18 protein-coding genes and 1 pseudogene are annotated in these 25,892 nt (G+C 71.7%); 9 read left to right on the top strand and 10 right to left on the bottom strand.

Annotated features, from left to right (window positions below; all coding sequences use genetic code 11):
* Positions 1-44: 44 nt before the first annotated feature.
* The 3 genes and pseudogenes from AB0B33_RS19880 (at position 45) to AB0B33_RS19870 (ending at position 2,518) form a co-directional block, all read left to right on the top strand.
* Positions 45-476, top strand: a complete 432-nt coding sequence (locus AB0B33_RS19880; protein WP_247019663.1) for an organic hydroperoxide resistance protein — start codon at positions 45-47, stop codon at positions 474-476.
* Positions 476-1,246 carry an alpha/beta hydrolase gene (locus AB0B33_RS19875; protein WP_360773642.1) on the top strand — a complete coding sequence of 257 codons (771 nt, stop codon included), beginning with the start codon at positions 476-478 and terminating at the stop codon, positions 1,244-1,246. The genes AB0B33_RS19880 and AB0B33_RS19875 overlap by 1 nt, the downstream gene beginning before the upstream one ends.
* A 298-nt stretch (positions 1,247-1,544) precedes the next feature.
* Positions 1,545-2,518, top strand: a pseudogene (locus AB0B33_RS19870) (IS30 family transposase).
* 36 nt (positions 2,519-2,554) lie between these two features.
* On the opposite strand, the gene AB0B33_RS19865 reads toward AB0B33_RS19870, so the two are convergent.
* Positions 2,555-3,580, bottom strand: coding sequence for an alpha/beta hydrolase (locus AB0B33_RS19865; RefSeq protein ID WP_360773639.1), 1,026 nt, complete (start codon positions 3,578-3,580; stop codon positions 2,555-2,557).
* 92 nt (positions 3,581-3,672) lie between these two features.
* Positions 3,673-6,420 (bottom strand): AAA family ATPase, encoded by a 2,748-nt coding sequence (locus tag AB0B33_RS19860; protein WP_360773636.1) that lies wholly within the window; start codon positions 6,418-6,420, stop codon positions 3,673-3,675.
* 142 nt (positions 6,421-6,562) lie between these two features.
* On the opposite strand from AB0B33_RS19860, the gene AB0B33_RS19855 reads away from it, so the two are divergent.
* From AB0B33_RS19855 to AB0B33_RS19845, 3 genes are all read left to right on the top strand, one after another.
* Positions 6,563-8,089: a tannase/feruloyl esterase family alpha/beta hydrolase gene (locus tag AB0B33_RS19855; RefSeq protein WP_360773633.1), complete on the top strand. Its 1,527-nt coding sequence runs from the start codon at positions 6,563-6,565 to the stop codon at positions 8,087-8,089.
* 117 nt (positions 8,090-8,206) lie between these two features.
* Entirely contained in the window at positions 8,207-8,674 is a 468-nt protein-coding gene (locus AB0B33_RS19850) for a DUF6130 family protein (protein WP_360773630.1), read from the top strand.
* A 74-nt stretch (positions 8,675-8,748) separates the two neighbouring features.
* Positions 8,749-9,816 carry an aldo/keto reductase gene (locus tag AB0B33_RS19845; RefSeq protein WP_360773627.1) on the top strand — a complete coding sequence of 356 codons (1,068 nt, stop codon included), beginning with the start codon at positions 8,749-8,751 and terminating at the stop codon, positions 9,814-9,816.
* A gap of 541 nt (positions 9,817-10,357) precedes the next feature.
* On the opposite strand, the gene AB0B33_RS19840 is transcribed toward AB0B33_RS19845, so the two are convergent.
* Positions 10,358-10,642 (bottom strand): hypothetical protein, encoded by a 285-nt coding sequence (locus AB0B33_RS19840; protein ID WP_360773625.1) that lies wholly within the window; start codon positions 10,640-10,642, stop codon positions 10,358-10,360.
* Positions 10,643-11,169: 527 nt separating this feature from the next.
* Positions 11,170-14,103, bottom strand: a complete 2,934-nt coding sequence (locus tag AB0B33_RS19835) for a BTAD domain-containing putative transcriptional regulator (protein ID WP_360773622.1) — start codon at positions 14,101-14,103, stop codon at positions 11,170-11,172.
* A 322-nt stretch (positions 14,104-14,425) separates the two neighbouring features.
* On the opposite strand from AB0B33_RS19835, the gene AB0B33_RS19830 reads away from it, so the two are divergent.
* Entirely contained in the window at positions 14,426-15,652 is a 1,227-nt protein-coding gene (locus tag AB0B33_RS19830; RefSeq protein ID WP_360773619.1) for a hypothetical protein, read from the top strand.
* A 302-nt stretch (positions 15,653-15,954) separates the two neighbouring features.
* Here the strand turns inward: AB0B33_RS19830 and AB0B33_RS19825 are convergent, their stop codons facing one another.
* The 4 genes from AB0B33_RS19825 to AB0B33_RS19810 form a co-directional block, all read right to left on the bottom strand.
* Entirely contained in the window at positions 15,955-17,976 is a 2,022-nt protein-coding gene (locus AB0B33_RS19825; protein WP_360773616.1) for an NB-ARC domain-containing protein, read from the bottom strand.
* A gap of 249 nt (positions 17,977-18,225) precedes the next feature.
* Positions 18,226-19,443 carry an amidohydrolase family protein gene (locus AB0B33_RS19820; protein ID WP_360773613.1) on the bottom strand — a complete coding sequence of 406 codons (1,218 nt, stop codon included), beginning with the start codon at positions 19,441-19,443 and terminating at the stop codon, positions 18,226-18,228.
* Positions 19,440-19,865 (bottom strand): GAF domain-containing protein, encoded by a 426-nt coding sequence (locus tag AB0B33_RS19815; RefSeq protein ID WP_360773611.1) that lies wholly within the window; start codon positions 19,863-19,865, stop codon positions 19,440-19,442. Before AB0B33_RS19815 ends, AB0B33_RS19820 begins: the two co-directional genes overlap by 4 nt.
* A complete protein-coding gene (locus AB0B33_RS19810) occupies positions 19,862-21,253 on the bottom strand; it encodes an MFS transporter (RefSeq protein WP_360773608.1) in 1,392 nt (463 codons plus the stop codon). The genes AB0B33_RS19815 and AB0B33_RS19810 overlap by 4 nt, the downstream gene beginning before the upstream one ends.
* Before the next feature lie 130 nt (positions 21,254-21,383).
* Here AB0B33_RS19810 and AB0B33_RS19805 point away from each other — a divergent pair, with 130 nt between their 5' ends.
* Positions 21,384-22,262 carry a MurR/RpiR family transcriptional regulator gene (locus tag AB0B33_RS19805; protein WP_360773605.1) on the top strand — a complete coding sequence of 293 codons (879 nt, stop codon included), beginning with the start codon at positions 21,384-21,386 and terminating at the stop codon, positions 22,260-22,262.
* Between the two features lie 9 nt (positions 22,263-22,271).
* Complete coding sequence (locus tag AB0B33_RS19800) at positions 22,272-23,036, top strand: decarboxylase (RefSeq protein WP_360773601.1); 765 nt, start codon at positions 22,272-22,274, stop codon at positions 23,034-23,036.
* On the opposite strand, the gene AB0B33_RS19795 is transcribed toward AB0B33_RS19800, so the two are convergent.
* A complete protein-coding gene (locus AB0B33_RS19795) occupies positions 22,990-23,715 on the bottom strand; it encodes a GAF and ANTAR domain-containing protein (protein WP_360774147.1) in 726 nt (241 codons plus the stop codon). The genes AB0B33_RS19800 and AB0B33_RS19795 overlap by 47 nt on opposite strands.
* 186 nt (positions 23,716-23,901) lie before the next feature.
* Positions 23,902-25,881 carry an RICIN domain-containing protein gene (locus tag AB0B33_RS19790; RefSeq protein WP_360773598.1) on the bottom strand — a complete coding sequence of 660 codons (1,980 nt, stop codon included), beginning with the start codon at positions 25,879-25,881 and terminating at the stop codon, positions 23,902-23,904.
* Positions 25,882-25,892 lie beyond the last annotated feature (11 nt).

Raw genomic sequence — 25,892 nt, 5'->3', positions numbered from 1 at the left:
CCCGGATTCCTAGCGTGGTGCCATCACCCGCTGAAAGGAACACGATGTCCGAAGTCACCTACACCGCCGTCGCCACCTCCACCGCGGAGGGCCGCAACGGCGGCCGCGCGACCTCCGACGACGGTGCCCTCGACGTCACCCTCGCCGTCCCGAAAGCCTTCGGCGGCGCGGGCGACGGCACCAACCCGGAGCAGCTGTTCGCGGCGGGCTGGGCGTCCTGCTTCGTCGGTGCGGTGCGCCGCGTCGCGAGCGTGAAGAAGGTGCCGCTGAACGACCTCGCCGTCGTCGCGGAGGTCACTCTCCACCACGACACCGAAGCGGGCGAGTTCCAGCTCAGCGCCGTGCTGCACCTGGAGGCGACCGGTATCGACCAGGCCACCGCCGACGAGCTCGTCAACGGCGCGCACCAGGTGTGCCCCTACTCGAAGGCGACGCGCGGCAACATCGAGGTCACCCTCGACGCGACGGTCGCGTGATGAAACGCGCGCTCGGCGTCCTGGGCGTCGCGGCGGTCGTCGGGGCGGGCGTGCTCACCGCCGCCACCCCCGGCGCCGCCGTGACGTCGCACCCGAAGCCGACGGTCGTGCTGGTCCACGGCGCGTTCGAGGACGCGTCGGCGTGGGCCCCGGTCACCCGACGGCTGCTGGCCGAGCACTACCCGGTGCTCGTGCCGGCGGTCCCGCTGCGCGGCGTCGCGGCGGATGTGGCTTCGCTGCAAGGGGTCCTGGATTCCGTGCCGGGCCCGAAGATCCTCGTCGGGCACTCGTACGGCGGGCTGCTGATCAGCGAGCTGGCGGGCTCGACGTCCGAGGTGAAGGCGCTGGTCTACGCGGCGGCGTTCATCCCGGAGGCGGGCGAGACGGCGGGTCAGCTGAACGCCCGGTTCCCGGGCTCGCTGATCGGCCCGTCGACGACGCACGCGGTCGGCCCGGACCTGTTCGTGAACGCGGCGAGCTACCCCTCGCTGTTCGCCGCGGGCCTGCCGGCCCTGGACACCGCGGTCGCCGCAGCGGGCCAGCGCCCGATCCTGGCGGCGGCGTTCGACGAGAAGGTGCTCTCCACAGCCCCTTCTGCCATCGCGAAGTACGCACTGGTTGCGACGCGCGACCAGGCGATTCCCCCGGCGGCGGAACGCTTCGAGGCCCGGCGCGCCCACGCGTCGATCACCGAGGTGCCCTCCCCGCACGCGATCGCGTCGGCGGCTCCCGACGCCGTCGTCGACGTCATCCACCGCGCGTCCCGCTGAGTGCCGGTCGTGGGTGTTCAGGCGGGTTCTGACCCCCTCGGTTCTGGCGGTCGTTGCAACACCTGACACTGGAGGTGTTGCCATGGTTGACAACCGTCGTCGTTGGCTGTCCCGGGATGCCCGAGTGGCGTTCTGGGACCAGCTACGAGCAGGCCGGCCCGTAGAGCACGCCGCAGTAGCCGCGGGTGTGTCGACGGCCAGCGGAAGACGACTGTTCGAGCAGGCTGGAGGCGTGATCACCAACGCGCCATCAGCCTGCTCGGGCCGCTATCTGTCCCTGGCCGAACGCGAAGAAATCATGGTCCTGCACGCCCAGCAACTCCCGAGAGCGCAGATCGCGCGGCGGCTGGGCAGGGACCGGTCCACGATCGGGCGGGAACTGGACCGCGACAGCACCACGCACGGGTACCGGGCCAGCACCGCCCAGCACGCCGCTGAGCAGCGAGCGAAACGACCGAAGACTGCGAAACTGGCCGCGGACCCGGTGTTGCGGGAACTTGTACGGCAGGATCTGCGGGCCTGCTGGTCCCCGGAGCAGATCGCTGCCAGGCTGAGGCGGGACTTCCCTGACCTGCCGAGGATGCACGTGACCCACGAAACGATCTACCAGGCCATTTACGTCCAGGGCCGGGGCGCGCTGCGGCGTGAGCTGGCGGCGTGCCTGCGCACCGGACGAGCCCTGCGCAAGCCCCAGCGCACACCCGACGGGCGTCGTGCCCGTCAGGGCAAGATCGCCGGGATGGTCCCGATCTCCGAGCGGCCCGCCGAGGCCGCCGACCGGGCTGTTCGGGGGCACTGGGAAGGGGACCTGATCGTCGGCGAGGACAGTCGTTCGGTGATCGGGACCTTGGTGGAGCGCAGCACCCGGTTCTGTTTGCTGCTGCACCTGCCCGAAGGCAAGGACGCCGCCGCGGTCGCCGAGGAGATGATCACCGTGGTCGGTCGGTTGCCTGAGCAGCTGCGCCGGTCGCTGACCTGGGATCAGGGCACCGAAATGGCTCAGCATGCCCGGATCACGATGGCCACCGACATGGCGATCTACTTCTGCGACCCGCACTCGCCCCGGCAGCGTGGTTCCAACGAGAACACCAACGGTCTGCTCCGTCAGTATTTCCCCAAGGGCACCGACCTGTCGGTGCATACCCCTGCTGACCTGGGCAAGTCGCTGCCGAGCTGAACGGTCTTCCTCGCAAGACCCTCGGCTGGGATACCCCAGCCGAGCGACTCGCGATGTTACTGTCCGAAAAGGACCCCGTTGCAACGACCGCTTGAATCCACCCCCGCCTGAACACTCACGACCGGCCCACGTCACATCCGGTCGGCGTCCACAATGGCCTGGGCGAACGGCTTCGGGGCTTCCTGCGGCACGTTGTGGCCGATCCCGTCGAGGACCCGGTGTTCGTACTTGCCCGTGAACTTCGCGCGGTACGCCTTGCCGTCCTTGGCCGCCGCGTCGAAGTCGCTGCCGATCGTGATCGACGGGACCGTGATCGCCGGGCCGGTGGCCAGCTTCTGCTCGTAGGCGTCGTACTGCGGCTCGCCCGGGGCGAGGCTCAGGCGCCAGCGGTAGTTGTGGACGACGATGGCCACGTGGTCCGGGTTGTCGAACGCCGCCGCGCTGCGGTCGTACGTCGCGTCGTCGAAGTGCCACGCCGGGGACGCCGTCTTCCAGATCAGCTTGTTGAAGTCGTGGCGGTTCGCCGCGTAGCCCGCGCGGCCGCGCTCGGTCGCGAAGTAGTACTGGTACCACCAGCCGAGTTCCGCTTGCGGCGCCAGGGGTTTCTGGTTGGCCACCAGGTTCGTGACGATGTACCCGCTCACCGCGACGACCGCCTTGCACCGCTGCGGGAACAGCGCCGCGATGATGTCGACCGTCCGGGCGCCCCAGTCGTAGCCGCCCAGGACGGCCTTGTCGATCTTGAGCGCGTCCATCAGCGCGACGACGTCGAGCGCCACCGCGGCCTGCTGCCCGTTGCGGACGGTCGCCGCCGACTTGAACACGGTCGGCCCGTAGCCGCGCAGGAACGGGATGATCACCCGGTAGCCGGCCGCGGCCAGGATCGGCGCGACGTCGACGTAGCTGTACGGGTCGTACGGCCAGCCGTGCAGCAGCACCACCGGCTGCCCGGTCGCCGGGCCGGCCTCGAAGTACGCCATGTCCAGCACCCCGGCACCGACGTGCTTGACCTCGCCGAGCGAGGTGTGCTCGCCGGACCCGGCCCGCAGGTCGGGTGCCGTGGACGCGACGGGGGCGGCCGGGGACGAGCAGGCCGCCAAGGAGGTCGCCGCCAGTCCCGCCGCGAACGCCTGCCCGAACCTTCTCCTGCTGATCATCGTGACTCCTGCGCGAAAGACTGTGGGACTTTCACGACGTTAGGGAGTGTCCGGTGAGCTGCGCGCCCGTCAGGTGACGCAGCGGGTGTAAGTCACCCTTCCAGGGCCTTCAGCGTCCCGGCGAGGTCGGCGCGCGAACTCACGCCGAGCTTGGGGAAGATGCGGTGCAGGTGCGTGCCGACGGTCCGGTGCGAAAGGTACAGCCGCTGCCCGATCTCCCGGTTCGTCAGCCCCTCCGCGGCCAGCTGCGCGATGCTCAGCTCGTGCGGGGTGAGCTTGTCCCGGGCGTCCGGACCGCGGTTCGGGCTCGACTCGCCCGCGCCGCGCAGCTCGCGCCGGGCCCGCTCGGCCCACGTCGTCATGCCGAGCGCGTCGAACGTCTCGCGGGCGGTGCGCAGGTGCGTCCGCGATTCGACGACCCGCCGCTGCCGCCGCAGCCACTCGCCGAACGCCAGGTGGACGCGGCCGCGTTCGGCGGGCCAGCCGGCCAGGTCGGCCTGCAGCGCTTCGGCGAACCGCTCGTCGCACGGGTCGAGCACGGCGCGCGCGTACCGCAGCCCGATGTGCAGCGCGGGTGACGTCGGGCCGAGGCGCTCCAGCTCGGCCAGGATGTCCCGCACCGCGTCGGTCTGCCCGGCCCGGACGGCGGCTTCGGTCAGCTCGGCGACGCAGTACGCGCGCAACGCCAGCTGGTACGCGGGGTCGGCGGGATCGAGCAGCCGGCGAAGGTCGGCGAAGGCGTCCTCGAAGCGCCCCTCGCCGAGGTTGACGAGGCCACGCGTGAGCTGGACGGTGGCGAGCACCGGCCGCGCCCCGGCGGCGAGCCCGGCGCGTTCGGCCTCCGCGGCCAGCGCCCCGGCCTGCCGGTGGTCACCCCGCAGCGCCGCGATCTCGGCCTGGACGGCGGTGGCCAGCCCGGCCATGAACGGCTGCCCGGTCTCCTGCGCGAACCGGGCCGCCTCCGCCGCGGCGGGCACGGCGCCGGCCAGGTCCCCGAGCCGCACGCGGCTCCAGGCGAGCACGGCGAGCGCGCGCGGCAGCAGCCCGAGCCGCCCCTGCGCGCGCAGCCCGGGCGCGGCGGCCGCGGAGAACCGGGCGGCGAGGTCGAAGGCGCCGACCTGCAGCGCGGCGCTGCCGAAGTACCGGTCGACCTCGGGATCGGCCCCGGTCCGCGCGACCAGCGCCCGAAGGTGCCCGAGGACGGCCTCGCCCCGCTCGAACGGCGCGACGTACGCGGTGACGGCCACGATCCGCGGGTCGTCGGCCGGGACGGGCAGCAGGTCGGCGACGTCGAGCAGCGCTTGCCTCGCGGCGGGCCCGGGCTCGGTCCAGAAGCAGCGCATGGCGGCGCTCCAGAGGATCCGCATGGCGGCGTCGTGCTCCCCGTCGGCCGCGACGGCCCGCGCGACCTCGGCCAGCTCGGCGACGCGCGCGGGATCTTCGCGGACGCCGTCTTCGAACTCGCTGAGCAGCCGGCTCGCGGTGGCCCGGCGTCGAGGGTCGGCGGGCCGGGCTTCGCGGACCAGCCGTTCGGCGGTCTCCCGCCGTCCCGATTCGACGGCCAGTCCGGCGGCCTTGAGCAGCCGATCGGCCCGCGGCCCGGGCGCACAGCTGAGCCGAGCGGCCTGTTCCAGCGCGGCGATCGCGGCGGCGGCTCCGCCCCGGTACCGGGCGCGTTCGGCCGTGCGCTCGAGTTCTTCGGCGACGGCTTCGTCGGGCCCGGCGGTGGCGGCGGCCTGGTGCCAGGCGCGGCGGTCGGGTTGGTCTTGGAGGGCTTCGACGAGGGCGAGGTGGGCCCGGCGCCGGTCGAGAGCGTTGACGGCGGCGGGGATGGCGGAGCGCATGAGGGGGTGGCGGAAGGTGACGACACCGGCGGTGAGTTCGATCAGCCGAGCCTCGACGGCGGGGGCGAGGATTTCGGGATCGGCGCTGGTGGTGGGAGAGTCGGCCGCCGCACCTTGCCCGGCGCCGGTCGCGGGCACGCCGTCCGCGAGCAGTGTGCTGGTCGCCGCCAGCGTCTCCGCCAGTGAAGTCGTCTCGTTCAGCGCCGCCACCAGCAACGCCGTCCGCGTCGCCGCCGGCAACGCCGCCACCCGGGCCGTGAACGTGCGCTCCAGCCGCTCCGTCAACGGCAGCACCGGGTCCAGCCCGTCCAGCTCGGCCACCGCCGCCGGCAGCTCCGTCAACGCCAGCGGGTGGCCCGCCGCCTCGGCCAGCAACCGCGTCCGGACCGCCGGGGCCAGCCGCGGCGCCACCGAGTCCAGCAGCTCCGCCGCGTCGTCGGCCGCCAACCGATCCAGCGGCATCGGCGCCAGACCCGCGTCGAGCAGCGGTGACTCCGCCCCCTCGCGCAGCGTGGCGACCAGCACGACCGGCTCGGTCTCGATCCGCCGCGCGACGAACGCCAGAACGTCCGCGCTCGCGCGGTCCAGCCAGTGCACGTCCTCCGCGACCAGCAGCAGCGGCTTCGCCACGGCTTCCTCGGCCAGCAACGTCAGCGCCGCCAGCCCCACCAGGTAGGCGCTCGGCTCAGCGCCGTCCGCCAGCCCCAGCGCCGTCCGCAGGGCGTCACGCTGCGGCGCCGGCAGCCCGGCCGCCCCGCTACGGACGGGGTACAGCAGCTGGTGCAGGCCGGCGTACGCGAGGTTCTGCTCGCCCTCGGCGCCGGTCGTGCGCAGCACCCGCAGCCCGGCGACCGACGCCGCGGCCGCCGTCTCCGTCACCAGCGCGGACTTGCCGATGCCCGCTTCGCCGCGGATCAGCACCCCGGCTCGGTCTTCCGGGCCGTCGACGAGCTCGCCCAGCTCCTTCAGCTCGGTTTCCCGGCCACGCAGCACCATGGAAACGACCTTACCCAACGCACGTTTCCGCAGTTCAGCGCCGAGTGACGTACATCGACAGCGTCACCCGACGGGCGCGGTGCCCCCGGCCCGGCACCTAGCTTTCGCAGCGGATGAAAGACGCAAGCGATCAGAGAGACCGATGAGACGCATACTCCTCGCGGCCGCCGTGCCGCTCCTGCTGACCACCGTCACGCAGCTCGCACCCGCCGCCTCGGCTTCGGCCGCGCCGGCGTGCGCCGCCGTCGCGGTGCCGGCCCCGCCCGGCGCGAAGGTCGAATCCGTGTCGGCGGAGCGCAAGACCGACGCGCCCGCGTTCTGCCAGATCACCGTGACCCTCACCCACGACGGCCACGACCACGTCAAGGTCGTCGTCGGGCTGCCCGAATCCGGCTGGACCGGGCGCCTGCAGGCCCTCGGCGGCAGCGCCTACGCCGCCGGCGAGTCCGGGGCGCCGTTCACCCAGGCGGTCAAGGACGGCTACAGCGCCGTGACGACCGACGCCGGCGTGTCCGCGAACCCGCTCGACACGGCGTGGGCGCTGACCGCCGGCGGCAAGGTCGACCGCACCCTGCTGACGAACTTCGCCACCCGGTCGGCCCACGAAGAGGCCGTGCTCGGCAAGGCCGTCACGGAACGCCACTACCAGCGGCCGATCACGTTCTCCTACTGGACCGGCTGCTCGACCGGCGGCCGCCAGGGCTACTCGGAGGCCCAGAACCACGCCGGCGACTTCGACGGCATCCTCGCGAACGCCCCGGCCGTCGAGTGGTCGCAGTTCGCGGTCGCGACGCTCTGGCCGCAGGTCGTGATGAACAACGAGCACGACTTCCCCAGCAACTGCGTGCTTTCGGCGTTCCAGAAGGCCGCGGTGCAGGCGTGCGACGCGCGTGACGGCGTCACCGACGGCATCATCGATCACCCGGACGAGTGCAGCTACGACCCGCGCAGCCTGGTCGGCACGAAGGTCGTCTGCGACGGCCACGAGTTCACCGTGACCACGGCCGACGCCGAGGTCATGCGCAAGATCTGGGCCGGGCCGACCGACGAGCGCGGCCGCAAGCTGTGGGCCGGGCTGCCGAAGGGCGCGGACTACACGTGGGTCGCGGGCACGCAGGCCGGACCCGACGGCACGCTGACCGCGCCGGGCTTCCAGGTGGCCGTCCTGTGGGTGCAGTCGTTCCTCGAGAAGCAGCCGGGCTTCGACACCGCCAAGCTGACGTACGCGCAGTACCGGGACGTCTTCCGGCAGTCGGTGCGCGAGTACGACGGCGTGATCGGCACGTCGGACCCCGACCTGTCGGCGTTCCGCCGCTCCGGCGGCAAGCTGCTGACCTACGTCGGCACGAGCGACCAGCTCATCCCGCCCGGCGGCGCGCTGTACTACCGCCAGCAGGTCGAGCGCGCACTGGGCGGCCCGCAGCGGGTGAACGACTTCTACCGGCTGTTCCTGGCCCCGGGCGTCGAGCACTGCGGCGGCGGCATCGGCCCGCAGCCGTCGAACCCGCTGGGCGCGCTGGTCGACTGGGTCGAGCACGGCAAGGCCCCGGCCACCCTCGCGGCGGCGACCGCGAGCGGCGCGACCCGTGACCTGTGCGCGTACCCGAAGGTCTCGCGCTACACCGGCCACGGCGACCCGGCCACGGCGGCGAGCTACCGCTGCCGCTGAGTCCACGCGCCCCGATGCGGCCGGCCCCACCGCATCGGGGCGCCTGCCCGGCGACGTACGCCGGCAGCGTCGTCCGACGGGCGCGAAGCCGATCATGGAAAACCTAGCATCGAGGGCATGACGCACCTGATCCGCGGAGCCGTTCTGACCGCCGTCGTCGCGCTCGCCGCCGCCTGTTCGCCGAGCGCGGCGCCGCCCGCACCACCCGCCACCCCGGCCGGCTGGGCCCCGGCGCCGGTCGTCCCGCTCCCTTCGCAGCCGCCGCCCGCGCTCGTCGTCGACGCGCCGCTGCCCGAGCAGCTCGCGATGGGGCTCGTGGTGCTCCGGTACCGCGCGGAGAACCTGCGGATCGTCCCGGTCTACGGCCCGGCCGCCCTCGACGTCTCCCCACGCGTCGGCCACATCCACGTGACGGTCGACGACGCGCCGTGGCACTGGGCCGACGCCAGTGGCGAGCCGCTCATCATCCAGGCGCTGCCGCCGGGTCCGCACCGGGTGTGGATCGGGCTCGCCGACCCCACCCACAAGGTGCTGGACAGCAAAACGGTGAGCTTCGTCGTGCCCTCGGGTGACGGCCACCACTAGTGGACTTGCGGGTCCAAAAATGCGCGGGCACGGTGGAGAAGTCAACGGATTTCCCTTTCCCAGGAGCACTTCCCATGCCTCTCGACCAGTACTACCTCCTCGGCCGCTCCGGTCTGCGCGTGAGCAGGCTCGCCCTCGGCACGATGAACTTCGGCACCGGCGGCTTCCACGCCGCCTACGGGAAGACCGAGGACGAGGTCCGCCCGATCTTCCGCAAGTACCTCGACGAAGGCGGCAACTTCCTCGACACGGCGGACTTCTACACGGCGGGCGAAAGCGAAACGATCCTCGGCAAGCTGATCGCCGAAACGGGCACGCGCGACCGGGTGGTCCTGACCACCAAGTTCACCAACAGCGTCGACCCGGCCGACCCCAACGCGGGCGGCAACGGGCGCAAGCACATGATCCGCGCCCTGGAGGCGTCGCTGCGCCGGCTGGGCACGGACTACGTCGACCTGTTCCTGCTGCACACGTGGGACCGCATCACCCCGGTGGAGGAGGTCGTCCGCACGTTCGACGACCTCGTCCGCGCGGGCAAGATCCGCTACCCGGGCCTGTCCGACGTCCCGAGCTGGTACGCCGCCCGCGCCCAGACGTACGCCGAGGCCCATTCGCTGGCCCCGATGATCAACCTCCAGCTGCCGTATTCCCTGGTGCAGCGCGAGATCGAGACCGAGCACGTCCCGATGGGCCAGGAACTGGGCCTGGGCGTCACGGCCTGGAGCCCCCTGGCCGGCGGCTTCCTGACGGGCAAGTACCGCGACGGCGGCGCGGGCCGCTTCAGCGACGCGGGCAACCAGTGGACCGACCGCGATTGGCAGCTGCTGAAGCCGCTGGAGCAGGTGGCGGCCCAGCTGGGCGTGACGATGGCCCAGGTGGCGATCAACTGGGTGGCCACCCAGCCGGGCATCGCGTCGGCGATCGTGGGCGCCAGCAGTGCCGAGCAGCTGGGCAAGAGCATGGCCGCGTTGGACTTCGAGCTCCCGGCCGAGCAGCGGAAGCTGCTGGACGAGGCGAGCGCGGTCGCGCCGGCGTCGGTGTACCGGATGTTCACGGCGGAGTACCAGAACTGGATCGTGAGCCCGGGCTTGAAGGTGGGCACCAAGCCGGCGGGCTACGCACCGGCGGTCCGGAACTGGTGACGCTGCGGATATCACGGAGACAGAGTCAACACCCCATCGAGTGAAATACTTTCGCGTTATCACAACTGGTTGCACCCGTCGGAGAAACTGATCACTCCGACGGGTGAATTCGACACTCGGGCGGCATTCTGACCCGCCGATCCGGCGAAGGCCGAGTGTCCACGGTGAACTGAGGACAGCCGCAAACCTTTGACTCCCCACAGGAATCAGCCGCCAGACCTTCGGGTGCACTCTCCCCGAACGTGGCAATCAGCCGGGTGACACCCCACCTCGGATCGGACCTCGTCCCTACTGTATGGTCATGCCACCCCCGACCGGACTACATCAAAAAACACCTCACCAGACCCCGAGGATACTTGTGAGTTCGATGATCACACCTCATCCACTCGGACATCGAGGAACCGGTCTTTTATTCACGAAGGAGTTGTCCCCTTGCGCGCTTTCATGCCGTTCTGGTGGATTATCATGTGACCACCGACGAAGTGAGCTTGACTGCGCCGGGCCCGTCGGCACTCGCCACGGGTTCCGGCGCAGCCGGCGGTCACGACCGGCGCCGCCGTCGAAGTTCGACACCTTCGGCCAGGAGGATGTTCCGCGTCTGCCCGTACGACATGCCGTAAGTAGCGGCGAGTTGACGGATGGTCCGCCCGTCGAGATAGGCGTTGACGAGACCAGGCGGCGTCGGCGGCAACTGGATCCGCTGAGGACGCAGGGTGACACCGGCGTCAATCAACGCGGTGCGAATCTTGCGGTAACTGTACGGGTGACGGGCGACCAGGCTCTCGATCGTTTCTCCCGCAACGTAGTCGGCGACGAGTTCCAGCACGACCTTGTCCGGGATGGGGCCGGGTGAACGCGGTGCTCTGCACTCGTCCTTCACCAGATCATCGCCGCCCCGACCAGCTGATCCGAGTGCGTGATGGCGCGGCCGAGGTCGCTGGCTCGCGGGTCACGCGGTCCGATCCCCAGCCAACGACATCGATGTCGGCGGGTACACCGCCAACCGAGTGGCAGTCGGTCGTCGCTTCGTGCGTTCATGGCGTGCTCCGCTCCCCGTGCGGTGTGCCTGTCCCGAAGGGGAGACGAGCTCGCCCGGCACCCATGACGTCGGAAGCCCAGGAGCTTCTGCGACGGCCACCACACTGCCCGGCCGATCGGGCGGCGGACGGGCGGATCGAATGCATGCCCTCAGGCTGCGGTACTCGACCACCGCCACGCCAGACACCCGATACTGGGTGATGTCAAGCACAATCCAAGTTTCGGGCGCTGATCATCAACGCACGCAGGCGAATCAGCGGGCCCTCGCCGGATCGACGGACACCCGCGCCGCAAACACCCGCAACGAGTGAACGCCTAGCGATCACCCCGCAACGGCGGCGGGAGCATCGCCACCGTGTCCCGCTCGCCTTCGCGGGCCGCCGGGACGACAGCGGCGGACGCGTCGAGGTCGGCGATCAGCTTCTCGATCTCTGCCGCACGCCTCGTCCTCGCGCGTCCTCGGTACAGCTCCGCTGCCTGGACCCACAACCGGCGAGCGTCTTCCCCGTTCCCGTGATCCCTCAGGATCTCCGCCAGCGTCGACAACGCCCTGGCCTGGCCGGTCGCGTGCCCAGTGCGGTCGGCCAGCTGGACCGCCCGGTGCGCGAACCACAACGCAGCCCTCGCGTTGCCCTGCTCGTGCCGCAGCCTGGCCAGCACCGTGTTCAGCTTCATCACCGACGGCAGGCTCAAGCTCGCGGGCGTCAGGTCGGACGCCCGCCGGCACTGTTCGTCGGCCTCGTCCAGCCGGCCCAGGTCGGTCAGGAGCGCGCCTTGCGCCGTGTGGATCTGCAGCCGCGCCGTCACGTCGTCAGAGCCCCGCAGGTAGTCCAGTGCCTCGGCGTACAGCGCCAACGCCTCCTCTTCGAGCCCGCCGGTCGCGACCATCGCGTTCGCCAGCCGGTGGGCCGCAGCGGCGCACAACGGCGGCTCACCGAGCTCGTACGCCAGCTCCAACGCCCACCGGCACAGCACCGCCGCCTCGGCCGCCCGGCCGACTCGCAGGTTCCAGCGCGCCAGGTTCAAGGTCGAGGCGATCCGGCCCAGGGACAGGCCATCGGCCTCGGCGAGTGCCAGGGCCCGCCGGAGGTTTCGTTCCGCCTGCCGCTCCTCCCCCTTGTGCATCAGCACCACGCCGAGGTCGTTCAGGTGCGATCCCAGCACCTGACGCAGTTGCGGCACGGCGTCGCCACCTTGGGCCAGCACCTCCTCGACACCGCTGATCGCCGTGGTCAGGCAACTGACGGCATCGGCGTAGAAACCCATCTCCGTGATCAACTCGGCGAACAGGGCGGGGAGGTAGGTGCTCTCGGCGCCACCCGCGGAGGCGATCTCCAGCAGCAGGTTCTTCTCGCGGACCACCCACTGGCGGGCCAGCGCCGCGCTGCCGAACCCGTTCCCGCGCCACACCAGGGTCGTGGCGGGCAACCGCGGCGGCGGCTTGTGCGGGAAGACCAGCCGATGCGCGTCGTAGGCCATCAGCAGGTAGAACTCGAACATCCGGCGCCGCACGGCCGCGATGTCGGCCAGCTGCTCGGCGACCGAAGCGGCGTAGGCGTGCAAGAGGTCGTGGACGCGGTAGCGGTCCAGGTCGCTGGGATGTTCGAGCAGATGAGCCGCCACCAGGACGTCGAGCGAGCGGCGGACGGCCGGCAGGGGACGCCCGTCAGCCGCGGCGACGGCTCCGGTCGTCACCTCCGGCCCCGGGTGTGCACCGATCACCGCGAGCGCTCGCCGCTCGCCGGGTCCGAGCACCTCGTAGGAGGCTGTGAACGCCGCGCGCAGGCTTCGCTGCGGCCAGTCTCCTTCGTATCCGAGGTCCAGAAGCATGTCCGCGTCCCGCAGCTGACCGGCCAGCGTCGGCAGCTGCATGCCGGCGCGCGCCAGCGCGTGGTCGGCCACCAGCGTGAGCGCCAGCGGGTTTCCCTGGCACATCCGCACCAGTTCGGCCGCCCCGACCTGGTCTTCCCTGGCGCGCCGACCGATCCGGCGGCCGAGCAGGGCGATCGCGTCCTGTGTGGACAGTGTCGGCACCGTAACCACGGGCGGAGACACGGTCGCGGCCAACGACGGCAGGCGCCACCTCGACACCACCAGCACCGTGCAGGTGGCGAGCACACCCAGCAAAGGCGCGATCTGCTCGCGGCTGCGGACGTTGTCGAGGATCACGAGCAAGGGTCGCCGCTGCAGGAGCGCCGACAGCTTCGCGGCTCTCACCACGGGGTTCACGACCTGGTCGACCGGAAAGTCCAGCAACGACAGGAGCGTGTCCACGATCTCGCCACTGTTCGCCGGCGTCGCCTGGCTGTCTCCGCGCAGGTCCAGCAGCACGACGCCGTGCGGAAACCGCCGCCGGACCCGGTGCGCCCACCGCACCACGGCCGTGGACTTGCCCACGCCCGGCCCGCCGGTCACCACGACCACGCCCCGGCGCGGCGCCCCGGTCGAGTCAGAGGTGAAGGCGTCGAGCTCCGCGAGCAGCTCGGCGCGTCCCTCCATCCCGTCGCAGTCCGGCGGAACGTGCCACACCGCCGGACCGCTCGACTCGTCGTCGGCCTCGGCGGCACGGACTTTCACCACCTGGCGCGGGAAATCCCCGCCACCGTCGATCACCTCGTCGTGCACCAGTCGCAGTTCCTCCGCGGCCCGGAGCTCGCCTGCGTCGCGGTATTCTCGCCGCTTCGCGAAGTAGAACTCGGTCACTTCGTCCGGACGGTCCGTCCCGGCCAGCGCCCGCAACCGCAGCTTCGCCAGACTCAGCTCCAGCGGATGCGCGTGTTCGAGCTCCATCAGCCTGCCGAGCGCGAGGTCGGCGTGCCCGACGGCCAGCAGCTCGGAGATCAGGAAAGCGTTGGCGGGCAGCCAATTGCCACGAAGCCAATGAGCACGCCAGTCGTCGGCTCGTTGCGTCCGCAGATCGGCCAGCGGCTCGTCCCGCCACAACCGCACGGCTGCCTGCGCCTCGACCTGGGCGCGGTGGTGATCGCCCCGGTCTCGCAGCTCGCGCGCTCGGGTCATCGCGCTGGTGAACACGCGGTGATCGACCAGCGCCTCGTCGATCTCCACGACGCAGCCCTGCTTCCCGACGCCGACGTTCGCCGGGATCCCGTTCGCCTGCAGCGCCTGCCGCAGGTGCACGGCGTTTTGGTGGAGGGTCGCGAGCGCACCTCGGGGTGCGTTCTCGTGCTCGGCCCACACCCAATCCACGACCGCGTCGATCGGGAACCGCTGGTTCGGGAACGTCAGCAACGCAGCGAGAACCTGCCTCGACCGGGGTTGAGCCCACTTCACATCCACTTTCCCGTGCAGCAGCATGGCCGTTTGCCCGAGAATTCCGAACGCGATTTCCACGAGACCCCCTTCGCCATGACGTCAACCGCCCGCCACCCACTCCTCCGCCGGACATTTTCCCATTCTTCCCAGTAAATCGCCACGTCAGAGCCTTGATCAACCGTGGTAAACGAAGTTCGTTGATCAATTGTCAACCAGCAAAACCACAGGCCGAAAGCCTTTTATCAACCCTCTCCTCCACCTTCGTGACAACAACAGGACACGACCGAGGAGGACCTCGATGGCCGACCACACCTGGGTACGCAGCCCCATCGGGCAGACCGATGGGCACTTCGCGACCCGGCGTGGCACGAAATCCGTGCTCGTGCTCGTCCCGCACGTCGTCGCCGGAACGCGGCTGCTGGACCTGCTGCCGCTGCTCGAAGCCGACCACCGCGTCCAGGTCGCGTTCACCGATCCCGAAGCCGACGGCACCTGGCCGGCCACCCACGACTTCCTGCGCGCCCAGGGCGGGACCGTGCTGCCCTGGGCGCAAGCGCGCCGCAGCGAAGTCGACCTCGTCCTCGCCGGCAGCACTCGTGGTCTCGACGATCTCACCGCCCCGGCCATGCTGATCCCGCACGGCGGTGGGCTCGGGCAGTACCGGCCTTGGCGCCCGCCCGGCGAGGCCGGCCGGCAGCACCAGCCCCAGACCGGTCTCGGACCCGATCAGCTGATGCGCGAGGGGCGGGTCCGGGCCGACGCGATCGTCCTGGTCCACGACCGCGAACACGAGTTGCTCGCCGAAGTCTGCCCGCCCGCACTGCCCGCCGCGGTCGTCGCAGGCGACATCGCCCTCGACCGCCTCATCGCCAGCCTGCCCCACCGCGGCCAGTACCGGCGTGCCCTCGGTGCCTCGGACGACGAGCAGGTCGTCGTGGTCACCTCGACCTGGTCGCCGCGGTCGGCGTACGGACGGCACCCCGACCTGTTCGATCGCGTCCTCGCCGCGCTGCCCCAGGACGGCTATCGGGTCGTCGGTGCCCTGCACCCCGCGATCTGGTCGCACCACGGCGCTTGGCAGATCCGGTCCTGGCTCGCCGGTGCCCTCCGTACCGGGCTTGTCTTGCTGCCGCCGGAGGAAGGGTGGCGCGCCGCGCTGGTTGCCGCCGACCACGTCATCGGCGACTACGGATCCGTCACCGGCTACGGCGCTGCCGTGGGCGCGTCGATCCTGCTCGACGAGAACCCCGGCCAGCCGCTCCTGCCTGGCACCCCGACCGAGGTGCTCGCCCGGCACGCACCCCGCTGGGATCCCGGCCGGCCCCTGCTACCTCAGCTGCGTGCCGCGGCGGAGGCAAGCGACGGCGCTGGGCTGCCCGAAGTGGTCCGCAGGCTCCTCACTTCGCGTCCCGGTCAGACCGGGACCATCCTGCGCCGAACCATGTACCGGCTGCTGGGGATTCCCGAACCGACCCACGGTGTGCCCGTCTCGCCGGTTCCGCTGCCGAAGCCGGTGACGACGTGACCGCCACCCGCTGGTACTACTCGTGCGGCCGCCACCACGGCACGGTCGTCACCGGCCAGGTGAACGCACGGGCCGCACTTGCCGACGGGGTGATCGCGCCGCCCAGTTCCGATCACGCCCACGGCCGGGCGGTCCTGGCCACGCTGTTCGACCGGCTCCCCGGGCTCACCGCGGCCGCCGTCCCGATCGGTGCGGCGGGTTTGCTGCTCGGCGATCGCGTCGGCGACACGACCGTGGTCGGCCGCGGGCCCGGCGAGCTCGTCGTGGCCGCCGCGTGCCTGTGGCTGATCACCGGACGACGGCTAAGCGCCCTCGCCTCGATCACCGTTCTCGAGCGCGACGAGTGCGGCCCGCGCTCGCTCGAGCGCGGCTCCGCCGACCTCGGCCAGCAGCTCGACCGCCTCCACCAAGTACCGGCGGGCTCGAGCCGCCTGGTCGTCGTCACGGGCCACGTCGGCCAGCGCCAGCAGCACGTTCGACTCGTGCACCGCTGACCCCGATCGCCCCAGCACGGCCCGTGCCTGTTCGAGGCGCCGGATCGCCACGTCGGGATGCCCGGATCGCGCGTCGATCCGGGCCAGCCCGAGCGCCACCCGGGCCGCGCCCTTGTCGTCGCCGATCTCGGCGAACATCTGCGCGGCCGCTTCGAGGTGCCGTGCCGCGCCCACTTCCCGGCCCGCGCGCAGGAGCGCCTCCCCGATCCGCCAGTGCCGCGCCGCGACCCCGCGGTCGATGCCCAGCTCCTCCTCGATGCGCAAGCTGTCGGCGAAGAGCGCCACCGCCGCATCCAGGTCGCCCCGGCCTTGCGCCACCATCCCGAGTTGCTCCAGCGCCGCTGACTCGTTGCGCCGGTCCTTGGCCTCTCTGGCCAGGTCCAGCGCCCACCGCGTCTCCCGCTCGGCCGACTGCAGGTCTCCCAGATCCAGGTGGGCACGCCCGAGTTGGTAACGCAGCCGGGACTCCGCCACCCGGTTGCGGCAACGCTGCGCCGCGACGATGCCCAGCTCGTGCGAGCGCACCCATTCCGGGTAGTGCTTGCGGTACAGCAACAGTTCCCACAGCGCTTCACACAACTGCCACGCCACCTCGTCGTGCCGGCCGGCCACCGCCTCGTCCAGGATCGACAGCGCGCTCGGCAGCTGGGCGGTCAGCCAGTCGAGGGCCTCCCCGTCCGTGGCGAACGACGCCGGACGGCCCGCCAGCTGCTCCGCGACCGGGCTGACGCGCCAGCGCACCGGGATCACCACCAGGTTCGCCCGCGTCATTTCCCGCAGGTACCACTCGGCGGCACGGGGGACGACTTCGAACCGGTCTTCGTCCCGCTGGGCCCGCGCGTGCAGTCGCACCAGGTCGTGGAACCGGTAGTGGTCGACCTCGGCCTCCTCGAGCAGGCTCGCGTCGACCAGCACGTCGAGCGCCTCGGCGACCTCGGCCGCCGGCATGCCGGTGACAGCGGCCGCGAGGCCCGCACCGAACTCGGGGACCGGGAGTTCGGCCATCAGGCGGTACAGGACACCCACGTACTGCGGCAATTCCCGGTACGACCAATCGAAAGCCGCCGTCACGGAATCCTCCGAGGCCGACAACCGCGACAACGTCGCCAGCCGCGACCGCTCGTCCCGCAGCTGAGCCGTCACCTTGGAGACCGGCCAGCGCGGCCGGGCGGCCAGCCGGGCCGCGGCCACTTTCAACGTGATCGGGAACCTGCCGCACAGCTCCGCCAATTCGGCCACCGCGGCCGGCTCGGCTTCAGCACGGTGCTGCCCCAGCGCCCGGGTCAGCAGGACGACCGCGTCTTCCTGTGACAACGGTGCCACGTCAACGAACCGCGCGCCGTCGGAGAACAGCCCGTCCAGCCGGAGCCTGCTCGTCACCACGACCGCACACCCGTCCGACGCGGGGATCAGCGGACGCACCTGCGCGGTCGACACCGCGTTGTCCAGCACCACGAGCAACCTGCGTCCCGCGGTCACCGTCCGGTAGAGCCCGACCTGCTCCGCCAGGGTGACCGGCACCCGCTCCGGTGCTACTCCCAGCGCGCGCAAGAACACCCCGAGCACCTCGTCCGGGGTCACCGCCGTTTCCGCGGAAAAGCCGCGCAGATCGGTGTAAAGCTGACCATCGGGATAGCGGTGCGCGTGCCCGGCGGCCCACGTCACCGCCAGCGCCGTCTTACCGACCCCGCCGGGTCCGACAACCACGACCAGCCGAGCCTGCGGGGCGCCGCCATCGGTCAGCGCGTCGAGGTTCGACAGTTCACCAGCGCGGCTGACGAAGTGCACGGGTGGCCGCGGCAGCTGACGCGGGCTGCCTGACAACGGCACCGGCGATCCCGGCACCGCGCCGGCCTCCTGCCGGTCAGCGGAAACCTGCTGAGCCGGCACACCCGTGAACCGCGCTTTCTCCGGCGCGGGAGGGTCGTTTCGCTTTTCCGCGCCCGTCGGCGCCCCGCGTCCACCGCCGTTGACGGCATCCACTCGAACCACCCCCCGACGCACCCCGAACTTTCCTGTCTACAGGGTGAGCACGGAAAAGTCAGGAGACCCGCGCGTGAAATAGGTGACACGCACCGATCAGGCGGCCGTCCCGCCAACGACCTCCCCACCCTGCACGACGTGCGTGAAGTTCTTCGGCTCCGCCAAAACCCCGATGTCCGCCAGCGGATCCCCCGCCACCACCAGCAGGTCCGCGTGCGCACCCACCGCCAGTGTGCCGATCTCCCCCGTCAGGTTCACCAGGTCCGCCGCCGTCGACGTGGCCGAACGGATGACCTCCAACGGCGTCTGCACTTCGCCTCGCAGGCGGAACTCGTGGTTCTGGTGCCGGTGCATCCCGCCCAGCAAGTCCGTCCCGTAGACGATCTTCACCCCGCCGCGGGCCGCGCGCTCCAGGGCTGACAACCCCGCGCCCAGGACGTCGTCCACCTTGCGCCAGCTCGACTCCGGGAGGCCGTGCTCGCGACCTTCCTCCTTCAGCGCCCAGTACGTCACCAGCGTCGGGACCAGGTACGCGTCCTGGGACCGGAACAGCTCGACACTCCGGTCGTCCAGCAGGTTGCCGTGCTCGATCGACCGGATGCCCAGTTCCAGGGCGCGGTTGATCGCCCGAGCGGTGTACGCGTGGGCCGCCACGTAACGGTTGGCCGCCGATGCCTCCTCGACGATCGCGCGCAGTTCGTCGGCCGAATACTGGGTCGAATCGATGCGGTCCGTCGGGGAGGCGACGCCGCCCGAGGCCATCACCTTGATGTGGTGGGCGCCTTTCCTCAGCTCGTCGCGGGCGGCCGCGCGGACCGCGTCGACGCCGTCGGCCACGCGGCCGAGACCCGCGCAGCACGGGTGGTCGTCCTTCGCGTGGGCTCCCCTGGTGCGGCTGTCGCCGTGGCCGCCCGTCTGGCTCAGCGCGCGGCCGCAGAACAGCAGGCGGGGGCCGCGGAACAGGCCCTCCGACTGGGCGTCCGCCAGGCCGTAGTCGGCGCCCGACGCGTCGCGGACCGTCGTGAAGCCGCGGTCCAGCATGCGGCTCATCGTGCGGGCGCTGTGGGCGGTCACGTAGGACGGTGACGTCGACGGGAGCGAGCCCAGGTCCGCCGTCGACGCCGTGACGTGGACGTGCGCGTCCACCAGGCCCGGCAGCACGACCGCGCCGCGGAGGTCGAGGGAAGGCACGTCGGGCGCGGTGAGCCCGGGGCCGGTTTCCACGATGCGGCCGTCGGCGCACCGCAGGTCGCCCTCGGTGTATTCGCCGGACAGCGGGTCGAGCAGACGGGCGTTGCGCAGCACCAGGTTCACCGGGTCACCTCCAGCAGGGCCGGCACCGCGAGCGGGGCCAGGGATTCGGCCAGTGCGACCGACTTCTCGTCGTACGCGCCTTCCGCGTCGAGGATGTTCAGCACCCCGAGCGTGCGGCCGCCGGACACCACCGGCACGTTGATGATCGAGCCGCAGCCGAGGGATTCGATCAGCTCGTGGTCGGCGAAGATCTCGCGCACCGCCGCGCGGTCCGGGCCGAAGTACGGCTCCCGCGCGGTGATGCAGCGGTCCAGCCAGCCGGCCGCGACCTCCACCGTCTTCTCGCCGCCCACCGGGTACTCCGCCGGGTGGCTGCTGTGCACGCGCCGCAACGCCCCGCGCTCCGGGATCCACGCGAGGACCGTGAACAGCCGCACGCCCAGCTCGGTCCGCACCCGTTCTTCCACTGTGGACAGCGTCACTTCGTCATCTCCTTCGCGACCGCCTTCGGGGCGCCGTGTTCGGTCAGTTCTTCCAGGGACCGGCCCGCGGTGGACAGGCCGAAGACGAGCACGCAGAGCACGCCGGCGGCCAGCACCGCCGTCGTCAGGCCGAAGACGCCGGCGAAGCCGAGGCTCGCCGCGGACAGGCCGATGATCGTCGGGGCCAGGATGCTGCCGACCCGGCCGAACGCGCTGGACAGGCCGGTGCCGCTGGCGCGGATCCAGGTCGGGAACACCTCGGGCGTGTAGGAGTACACCCCGGCGTACGTGCCGTTGAGGAAGAACGACAGCACCGCGCCGGCGAGGGTGATCGACCACGGCGCGCTCGTCTGGCTCAGCCAGAACGCGCTCACCGCCGAACCCGCGAGGTACAGCGCGATCGTGTGCTTGCGGTCGAGCCGCTCGGACAGCCACGCGGCCGAGAAGTACCCGGGCACCTGGGCCAGGTAGATGATGATCGAGAACTCGAAGCTCTTCGTCACCGTGATGCCGCGCTCCACGAGCAGCGTCGGGATCCAGGAGAAGAAACCGTAGTAGGAGAACGTGATCACGAACCAGACTGTCCAGATCACCGCCGTCCGGCGCCGCATCGCGGGGCTCCACAGGAACTTCAGGGCGCTGAACAGGTTGACCTTCGGCGTCTCGGTCGCGGGCTGCGCGCCGGACGGCGGCACCGGCGGCAGGACCGCGCCGGTCGCCCGTTCGACGTCGCGCTCCAGCTTCGCGACGACGTTTTCGGCTTCGGTCGACCGCCCTTGCGCCAGCAGGAACCGCGGCGACTCGGGCAGGGACCGGCGCCACCACAGCAGCATCACGATCGGCAGCGCGGTGACGAGCTGCGCGACGCGCCAGCCTTCGTCGAACGACGGCACCACGAACCGCCCGATCAGCGCGGCCGCGACGAAGCCGAAGGAGAAGAACCCGGCGAGCGCGCCGACGAACCAGCCGCGCCGCTTGGCCGGGACGAACTCGGACAGGAACGGCGCGATGATCGCGCTTTCCGCGCCCGCACCGGCGCCGGCCAGCACGCGGGCGCCGAGGAAGACCTCGTAGTTGGGTGAGAAGGACGCGATGACCGAGAACAGCGCGTAGAAGGCCAGCGCGTACATCATGACCTTCTTGCGGCCGATGCGATCGCCGAGCAGGCCGGCCGCGATCGCGCCGAAGAGGAAGCCGAACGGCGTCGCGGAGCCGATCAGCCCGAGCTGGCCGTTGTCGAGCCCCCACGCGGCCTTGGCGCTGGGCAGCAGGAAGGCCACGACCGCCGAGTCCATGCCGTCGAAGGTGTAGCCGAGCCCGCCGATGAGCAGCAGTTTGTAGTGGGGCCGGCTCAGCGGGAGCCGGTCCAGTCGCGCCAGCAGGGTCATGGGGAACGCCTTCCGTGTCCGGGCGTCGGGGAGTGCGGACAACGTATACTGCGTTTCTCGGAATTTGCAACGTTCATTGCAAGACGAACTCGCTGCGTTACGGTCTACGCGGACGAGGGGAGGCACCGAAGTGGCGGAGACCGACGACGGTTTCGAGACGTGGCTGCGCGACCGGCTGCCCGCGCGGGGCCTGCGGCCGAAGTCGGCCGCCGTGCTGGAGGTGCTGGTCTCCCAGCCGCGGCGGGCGTCGTTCGGGTCGACGGCCGAGCTGGCGCAGCTCGCCGGCGTCAACGTCGCGACCGTGACGCGCACGGCGCAGGCGCTGGGCTTCGCCGGGTGGCCGGCGCTGCAGCAGGAGCTGCGGGCGCGGTACATGTCGTCGCTGAGCGCGCCGCAGGTCGCCGAGGAGCACCGCGGCGTCGACTCGCCGGGCTCGGCGTCCCTGCGCCGCGACCTCGACGGCCTGGCCCTGCTCAACCGCCGGTTCGACGAGGAGGTGCTGCGCGAAGTCGCCCGCGCGATCGGCGCGGCCCGCCGCACGCTGGTCATCGCCGACGGCAGCTACGCGGCGGTCGGGATCGCGATGGCGCACAACGCGCGCCTGGCCGGTTACGACGTCCACGCCGTGACGGCGGGCGACGCGGAGCTCGCCAACCAGACGGCGAAGCTGACCGGCGACGACGTCCTGGTCGCCATCAGCTTCTGGCGCCTTTACGAGAGCACGGTCCTGGCGGCGAACGAGGCGAAGAGCCGCGGCGCGCGCGTCTTCGCCATCACCGACGCCGCCAGCCCGGCGCTCGCGGGCGCGGCCGAGCACGTGCTGATGGTGCCCGCCGAGGGCGTGACGTTCTTCCCGTCCCTGACCGCGGGCATGGCCCTGGTCCAGGCGATCGTCGCCCAGCTGGCGGCGGCCGACCCGGCCCGCACGAGCGAGTCGATCGAGGCGGCGGAGGCCATGTGGTCGCGGTTCGACCTCCTGCACCGGCGCCCGTCCGCCAAATCCGGGTAGCCCGGGGGCATGGAACTCGGACTGCTGTACCCGACCCGCGACCGCGGCGAGGACGACTTCGCCGAGCTGTGCCGGCGGCTCGACCCGGCCATCGGCGTCGGCTTCGCCTATCCGGAGTGGGGCCCGGCCGCCGGCCGGTCGGACGCGGCAGGCCAGATCGCGGCCGTGCGCGAGATCGGCGCGCCCGAGCGCCTCACCCGGGCCGCCGACGCGTTCGCCACCACCCCGGACGTCGTCAGCTGGGCCTGCTCGAGCTGCAGTTTCACCCGCGGGCTCGACGGCGCCCGCGCCCAGGCCGGCGCGCTCGCCGCGCACCTCGGAGTGCCCGCGAGCAGCACTTCACTCGCCTACCTCGCCGCGCTCGAGCGGCTGGGCGCCGGGCGCGTCGCACTCGCTTCCGTCTACCACCCGGAGCTGACCGCCCGGTTCGCCGCGTTCCTCACCGAGACGGGCGTCGAGACGGTGCACGCGGTCTCGGCCGGCGCCGGCTCGGACCGGGACCTGGCCACTTGGAGCCCGGCGCGGATCACCGGACTGGCCGAAGCCGGCGCGCACGACGACGCCGAAGCCGTGCTCCTGCCCGAGACCGCCCTGCACACCACGCCGCTGCTCGGTGAGCTGGAAGCGCGGCTCGGCAAACCGGTGCTGACCGCCACCGCCGTCACCGTCTGGGACGCGCTGGACCGGCTCGGTGCGGAGCCGGTCCAGGACGGTCTCGGGACGTTGTTCAGTGGCGCGGCGGACCGCCGTCGGCCGAGCTCATCCTCCTCGTGAAGCGGGCCGCGACGTCGCGGAGCTTGATGTTCGTGTGCTGGGACTCCACGATCAGGCGTTGCATCGCGGCGTCCTCGTTGACCCGGTGGATCAGCATCAGCATGCCTTTGGCCTGCTCGATCACCGCGCGCGTCTCCATCGCGTTGCGCAGCTCGTCGGCCAGGCGCCGGGCTTCGCGGTAGCGGCGGGTCAGGCGCAGGACCGTCTCCACGCACAACGTGAACAGGCGCAGCACCTTCGTGTCGAACTCGTGGTAGCCGTGGGCGCCGAAGCCGAACAGCGTGACCGCGCCGACCAGGGTGTCGTCCACGCGCAGCGGGACCGCCAGGTAGCTGCCGACGCCGGTTTCCTTCGCCGCGGCCACGAACTCGGGCCACTGCTCGTCCGTCTCGCCGACGGTCACCCGCACGACTTCGCCCGTCAGCGCCGCGACCAGGCCGGGACCGTCGCCCGCCGCGTACTGCACGTCGTCGATGCGCCGGGCGCGCTCGTCGGTGAACGCCGCCGTCTGCGTCACGCCGTCGCGGACCACCATGATGCTGGCCAGGTCCGCGTCCGGCACCACGCGGACCGCCTCGCCGCAGACCGCGTCGAGCAGCCCGGGTGTGTCGGACACCGATTCGAGGACCCCGACGAGATCGGCCAGTACGGCGTTCAGCTCGTCGACCCGCTCCGCCATGCCGTCGCCAGTGGTCGGCAAGGCCCACCCCTCCCATGCGTCAAGCGGCGAGCACGGGGATGAGCTCGCCAGCAGCGTCAACCAAGACCACCGCTGGCGTTTCAACGGGTCCGGGTGAACTCTACCGGCCCAGGGCCCCCGGTCCGGCGAGGGCCGCGCCGGTGGGCCGCCGACGACGGACCGCGGTCAGCGGGCCACGGCCTGCCAGCGCTGGTTCGGGCCGTTGGTCGGCCGGTACAGGCCGATCCGGGCGCCGTCGTCGCGGGACTCGCCCGGCACGTCCAGCAGTTGCCCGGTCGCCGCGTTGACGAACGTCCACGTGCCGTCGCCGGTCGTGGAGAGCGTCCACTGGGCGGCCGGGTCGCACGTGCCCGCCGGGGCCAGGGTCACCGCGCCGCCGGCCGTGGCCAGCACCTGGCCGGTGCCCGTGTTGGTGATCGTGAACCGGTCGCGGTTGCCGTAGCGGCCGGTGCGGTCGGTGAGCGTCCAACGCTGGGTGACCGCCGAGGCGTCGGTCGTGCGCTGGACCAGGGTGCCGTTCTCCGCCGAGAGCGTCTTGCCGCTCTGCACGCCGGTGAAGGCGAACGGCTTGCCCGAGCCCAGGCCCGTGCCGGCCGCCGTCGCGGAGACGCCGTCGACCAGGAAGCTCGTCACCGAGCGCGCGGGCACCCGCAGCGTGGCGTGCGCCGACGTCACCTTCACCGGCTTGCCCCGCTTCAACGCACCCGTGACGTCGGTGACGACCGGCGTCACCGAGGCACCCGGGCGGATGCCGCGGAAGCCGGACAGGTCGAGGGTGACGTCCTGGGCGTCCGTGCCCGCGTTCGTGTGCACGACCGTCGCCAGGTCCTCGCCGCGCATGGCGGCCGTCGACGCCGGGTCGTCCACCCCGGTCAGCCGGTCACCCGGCCGGATGTAGTGGGTGAAGTTCCGCATCGTGTCGAACTTCGTGTTGGTCCGGATCCGGCACGTCTGCGGCGTGGCCGAGGCCGGGCAGTCGAAGGGGACCTGGATCTCGCCCCAGTTCATCCCGGCCGCGGACTCCCCGCCGGGCTTCATGTTGTTGTAGTCCTCGATCGGCTGCCAGCTCACCCACGCGCTCGGCTCCAGCAGGCGCAGGTCGTCGGTGATCTGCTCGGCCATTCCGAGGCCGGGGTCCATCGACGTGAAGTCCTGCCGGTCGAGCCAGCTCCCGCCGACCTCGCTCATCCACAGCGGCTTCGACGCGCCCTTGGCCAGGTCCCGCGGGATCGGCCGGTTGCCGGTGCCGTAGGTGTGCACGTTGAGCCGGCCCGCCGCCGCGCGGGCCGCGTCCGACCAGCCGGACCAGTCCGCGGCGAAGATGTCCGGGTTGGTCTCGTCGGGCGCGGAGACGATCGTCTTCGACCCGGCCAGCGCGGCCGCCATCGCCGGGATCAGCTGCGCCTGGACCGACGGGCCGATGTGCGCGCCTTCCTGCCGCCCGCCGGTCGGGTTGCCGTCGGCGCCGAGGGTGGTCTTCCAGTAGTTCGTGTTGGGCTCGTTCAGCGGGTTCACCGAGGTGAACTTGATGCCGTGCGCGCGTTCGAGGGTGCGCACCGCCTGCGCCAGGTACGCGGTGAAGTCGCCGATCTTGTCCGGGCGCAGCTGCTCGTCGGTGGCGGTGAAGCCGCCCGAGACGTATCCCGACACGGTCTGGAAGTACGGCGGCGAGTTGCTGAACGCCTCCCACTTCGTGACGCGCTGCTTGATCCTGTCGACCCACCAGCGCTGGTTCGGGTCCGCGGCGGTGTCGAACTCGGCCGGGTCGCCGGGGGTCCACCAATCCTTGTCCGCGCGCGTGGTGCCCGCCGGCGCCTTCCACCAGCCCGGGACGGCGCCGCCCGCGCGCAGGTACGGCGGGACGTCGGGGGCGTTGCCGCCGCCGACGTCGAACCGGGCGATGTTCAGGTTCAGCCCGTCGGCGCCGAAGACCAGGTCGGCCAGCCGGTTGCGGATCGCGTCGGGGTAGCCGCCGGTCGCCTCGGCCATCCAGGCCAGGCTGGCGCCCCAGCCGTCGAACGGCTGCTGCCGGTAGGCCGGGTCGGGCTTGACCGTGACGGCGGTGGCCGCCGCCGCCGGTGCCGCGACCACCGCGGCGCCGATCAGAGGTACACAAAGGACGGTGAGCAAACGCCTGCGGTTCATCGTCGAACTGC

Origin of the sequence: Amycolatopsis sp. NPDC049159 (genome assembly GCF_040648295.1) — a bacterium.
Classification (GTDB): domain Bacteria; phylum Actinomycetota; class Actinomycetes; order Mycobacteriales; family Pseudonocardiaceae; genus Amycolatopsis; species Amycolatopsis pretoriensis_A.
The sequence above is the reverse complement of the archived record's forward strand: the minus strand, read 5'-3'. Positions and strand labels throughout refer to the sequence as shown.